Genomic DNA, 4,652 nt, shown 5'->3' with positions numbered 1-4,652 from the left:
GCGATGTTGGAGAGGACATCCAGGTGCGGGAACAGCGCGTAGTTCTGGAACACCATCGCGGTCGGGCGCCGGTGGGGCGGCACCCCTTCCGTCGGAGGCCCCGTGGCCGTCCGGTTCGCCCTCGCGGCCGCGTTGGGTCGTCCCTAGTGGCCCTTTCCGCCGCCTTTGTCGCCGCCGCCTTTGTCGCCGCCGCCCTTGTCGCCACCGCCCTTGTCGCCGCCCTTGTCCCCGCTGCTCTTGTCAGCCCCCTTGTCCGGACCGCCCTTGCCGCCGCCCACGCCGGCCTGGGCCTTCTCGCCGGCTTTGGCGGCCTTGTCCTGCGCCTTGTCCGAGGCCTTGGCAGCCCTGTCCACCGCCTTCGCGCTCTTGTTCATCTCGCTCACGAGGGGGCCCACCTTCAGGTCATACGACTTCGCGATGGCTCCCCATCCCGAGCCCTGCTGCCGCGCGGTGGTGACCTTGTCCAGGGCCGTGCTCAGCGACACGCCCGTCTTCTGGCTGATGGCCTGGGCCAGACGATTCGCGATCATCACCTCGCCCCAGCCCCAGCCGGTCTGCGCCTGCTGGGCCGTGAGCGAGGCGGCCGAATATGCGTTGCGCCCCAGAGACGCGTTGAGCTCGCTGGCCATCCGCGAGGCGACGCGCGACTGTCCTGCCGGAGTGGCTGCGGCGCTGTTGACCGTCTTCGCGGGCTCGTCGAACGGGTCGGCGGCCCACGACGGCGACGGGGCCGCGACCAGCAGGCTCAAGCCGACAAACGTCGTGGCGATCCAGTCGCGCCGTGTCGTGTCCTTCGTCATGGGGGACTCTCCTTCATCTTTCCCCGCGGTGACGCGTCTCATCGCGGGAGTGTGGCGGTCCGCATCGCGGCTCGGAGCTCCCGCGTCGCGTCGGCCCCCACCGCGTCCGTCGCCTCGTCGATCACCACGCCGTACTCCCGCCGGGCATAGGCGGGCGTGATCTTCTCCTCGAGCACGTCCCGGAGCACGCGCTCCGGGTCTCGGTCCAGGGGATCACCGAAGCCGCCGGCGCCGGCCAGGACGTGGCGGAAGACGTCGTCGCGCCGGATCGTGACCGTGCACTTCCCGGGGAGCTCGGTGACCGCCCGCGGGGTGAGCACGTTCCGGGACGGGGTCCCAGGCCGGCCGCCCTGCAGCCCGTAGGGCAGGAAGCGCCGGCGGTCGGTCCGGAGCTGCAGCGTGCCCTCCGTCTCCAGGAACCGGTACTGCCGGACCAGGGCGAGGCCGCCGCGGAACCGCCCGGGGCCGCCCGTGTCCGGCACGAAGCCGTACTGCTCGATGGCGATCGGGTACTCCGACTCGATGACCTCGACGGGATTGTTCGAGAAGTTGACGACCGAGCTGCTGTTGCCGTCGACGCCGTCCTTGTTCGGCCGGCCGCCCCAGGAGCCGAAGAGAAACTCCAGGAAGACGAACGGCCGGCGCTCGGCGTCATATCCCCCGATGCTGACCCCGGTGTCGCCGCCCACCTCACAGGCGAAGACCCGGTCGGGCGCGATCTGGGCCAGGGCGCCGAAGAGCACGTTGGCCATCCGGAAGCCGGTCAGGCCCCGGGCCGCCACCGCCGCTGGCGGCACCGGGTTGACGATGGTCCCCGGCGGCGCGATCACCTCGATGGGGCGGAAGTACCCCTCGTTGTTCGGCGGCTCGCCGCCGATGAGGTGGCGCACGGCGGCGTAGACCGCCGACTTGGTGAAGGGGAGCGGGGAGTTGATGCCGCCCTTCACCTGCGGGGCCGAGCCGGTGAAGTCGGCGATGATGCGGTCGCCGGCGACGGTGAGCCGCACGGTGAGCGTGATCGGGTCCGGATCGATCCCGTCGTCGTCGAGGTAGTCGGTGAAGGTGTAGCTGCCGGGCGGCATGGCGCGGATGGCGGTCCGCGCGAGCCGCTCCGCCTGGTCGAGCAGCGCCGTCGTGCAGGCGGCGAACCGCTCCGGGCCGTGCTGGGCCAGGAGCTTCAGATAGGCCCGCTCGCCCGCCTCGCAGGCCGCGAGCTGGGCCCGGACGTCGCCCAGCACCTGGCGCGGGACGCGGACGTTGCGCTCGATCAGCTCGAAGAGGGCCTCCACCGGCCGGCCGGCCGCGTAGAGCTTGAGCGGCGGGATGCGGAGGCCTTCCTGGAAGATCTCGGTCGCGTCGCACCCGTTTCCTCCCGGCGTCTTCCCGCCGACGTCGAGCTGATGGCCGATGCTGGTGGCCCAGCCGACTAGCTCCCCCTCCAGGAAGGTCGGCTTGACGATGTAGAAGTCGGGCAGGTGGGTGCCGCCCGCGTAGGGGTCGTTGAGGATGAACACGTCGCCGGGGTCGATCCGCCCGGCGAACTTCCGCCGCACGTGGGCCATCGCGTCGGGCACCGAGCCCAGGTGGAGCGGAAGGGTGAGCCCCTGGGCGATCAGGCGTCCGTCGGCGTCGCACAGGGCGCAGGACATGTCCATCGAGTTCTTGAGGTTGTTGGAGTAGGCCGTGCGGACGAGCGCGATGGCCATCTCCTCCACGGTCGCGTCGAGCGCGTTCCGGATCAGCTCGAGCAGGATCGGGTCGCTGAGGTCGCGGCTCCCCATCGTCAGGCTCCCGTGGTAATCACGATGTTCCCCCAGGCATCGAGCTCGGCGGTCGCGTCAGGCGGCACGAGCGTCGTCGCGTCGTACTCCTCGATCAGGAGCGGGCCCGGGCGGCCCGCGCCCGCGAGGTCGAGCCGGCCGATCACCGGCGTCGGTCGGCTCCCGTCGGCCGGCCCGAAGTAGGCCGGCCGTGTCTCACGGCTCGCCGGGGCCCGTCCCGCGGCCCGGAGAGTCGGGCGCTCGGCGGGGCGCGGCAGCCGCACCGTCAGGCGGAGGTTCACGATCTGGATCGGGTCGTCGTCCGCCTTGTGGCCGTACGTCCGCTCGTGCTCCCGTCCGAAGGCCGCCGCGAGCCGCCGCGGCACGTCGTCCACCGTCCACTCGTCCGGCAGGGGCACCGTGAGCTCGAACGACTGCCCCTGGTACTTCAAGTCGGCGGCCCGGGCGGTCTCCACCGGCCCCCGGAAGCCCTCCGCGCGCACCAGCGTCTCCGCTTCCTCTTCGAGATCGGCCAGGGCGGCCGCCAGCTCGCCCGGCTTGACGGCCGCCAGCGGGCGGAGGTAGGTCCGCACGAGGTGGTGCTCGACGTCGGCCTCGAGGAGCCCGATGGCGCTGAAGACACCGGGGGCCGGGGGGACGAGGACGCGGCCGATCTCGAGCGAGCGCGCCATCTCGGCGGCGAACAGCGGCCCGTTCCCGCCGAAGGCGACGATGGTGAAGTCCCGCGGGTCCCGCCCGCGCTCGATCGTCACGGCCCGGACCGCGCGCGCCATCCCGGCGCACCCGAGGAGGTATACGCCGTGGGCCGCCTCCAGGAGCGGCAGGCCCAGGGGCGCCGCGATCTGCGCGGCCAGCGCCGAACGCGCCGGACCGGCGCGAAGCGGAAGCCCGCTGGCGAGCCGCTCGGGGTGGAGATAGCCGAGGCAGACGTTGGCGTCGGTCAACGTCACCTGCGTGCCCCCGAGGTCGTAACACACGGGTCCGGGCAGGGCTCCGGCGCTCTCCGGTCCGACGCGGAGCGCCCCGGCGGGATCGAGGCTCACGAGGCTGCCGCCGCCGGCGCCCACCTCCGCGATGTCGATGGCGGGGACCCGCAGGAGATAGCCCCCGCCCTTGTTCAGCCGGCTGCCCTGCGACACGCTGCCGCCGATCTCGTATTCCCCCGTCCGCTTGATCTCTCCGCCCTCGATGATCGAGGCCTTGGCCGTGGTCCCGCCCATGTCGATGCTGATGACGTTGGAGAGCCCGGTCCGCCGCGCCAGGGCGGCGGTGGCGATCACCCCCGCCGCCGGCCCCGACTCGATCACGTGGACCGGTCGCCGGCGGGCCCCGTCGGCGGTCATGATGCCGCCATTGGACTGCATCACGAGGAGGGCGCCGTCGACGCCCAGGGTGGTGAGATCCGAGGCCAGGCGCTCGAGGTAGCGGTCCATGATCGGCATCACGTAGGCGTTCGCCACCGCCGTGCTCGTCCGCTCGAACTCGCGGATCTCCGGGAGGATGTCCGACGAGAGGGTGAGGGAGACTCCGGGCGCGCGCTCCCGGACCAGGGCGCCGAGGGCCCGCTCGTGCGCCGGGTTCGCGTAGGCGTGGAGCAGGCACACCGCGATGGACTCGACGCCCTCGGCGATCAGGCGATCGACCGCGGCCGCCGCGCCGGCCCGATCGAGCGGTTGCACGATCTCCCCGCGATGGTTCATCCGCTCGCCGACCTCGCGGCGCCAGCGCCGCCGCACCAGCGGCGCCGGCCGCTCGAAGTCCATGTCGTAGAGGCGCGGCATCCGGAGACGCCGGATCTCCAGGATGTCCCGGAACCCGGCCGTGGTGATCAGACCCGTCCGGGCCCCGCGGTGCTCGAGGATGGCGTTGGTCGCCACGGTGGTCCCGTGGACGACGTCGCCCACCGCCGCCGGCGCCACCCCGGCCTCGGCCAGCAGGGCGCGGACGCCGGCGACGATGCCCTCGGCGTAGTTCGCCGTCGTCGACAGCACCTTGTGCGTCAAGGCCTGCCCGTCCGGCCCCACCAGGACCAAGTCGGTGAAGGTGCCGCCCACGTCCACGCCCAGCCGGT

At 72.6% G+C, this 4,652-nt stretch carries 3 protein-coding genes; all 3 read right to left on the bottom strand.

The window, feature by feature from the left end; genetic code table 11:
* Nucleotides 1-143 precede the first annotated feature (143 nt).
* Entirely contained in the window at nucleotides 144-800 is a 657-nt protein-coding gene (locus VGW35_18380) for a hypothetical protein (protein HEV8309634.1), read from the bottom strand.
* Nucleotides 801-838: 38 nt separating this feature from the next.
* Entirely contained in the window at nucleotides 839-2,581 is a 1,743-nt protein-coding gene (locus VGW35_18375; GenBank protein HEV8309633.1) for a hydantoinase B/oxoprolinase family protein, read from the bottom strand.
* A gap of 2 nt (nucleotides 2,582-2,583) precedes the next feature.
* A partial coding sequence (locus tag VGW35_18370) for a hydantoinase/oxoprolinase family protein (protein ID HEV8309632.1) occupies nucleotides 2,584-4,652 on the bottom strand: 2,069 nt, incomplete at its 5' end.

The sequence above is a fragment of the Candidatus Methylomirabilota bacterium genome, assembly GCA_036005065.1.
Lineage (GTDB): Bacteria > Methylomirabilota > Methylomirabilia > Rokubacteriales > DASRDR01 > DASYQW01.
This window is presented reverse-complemented; position numbering and strand designations above follow the sequence as displayed.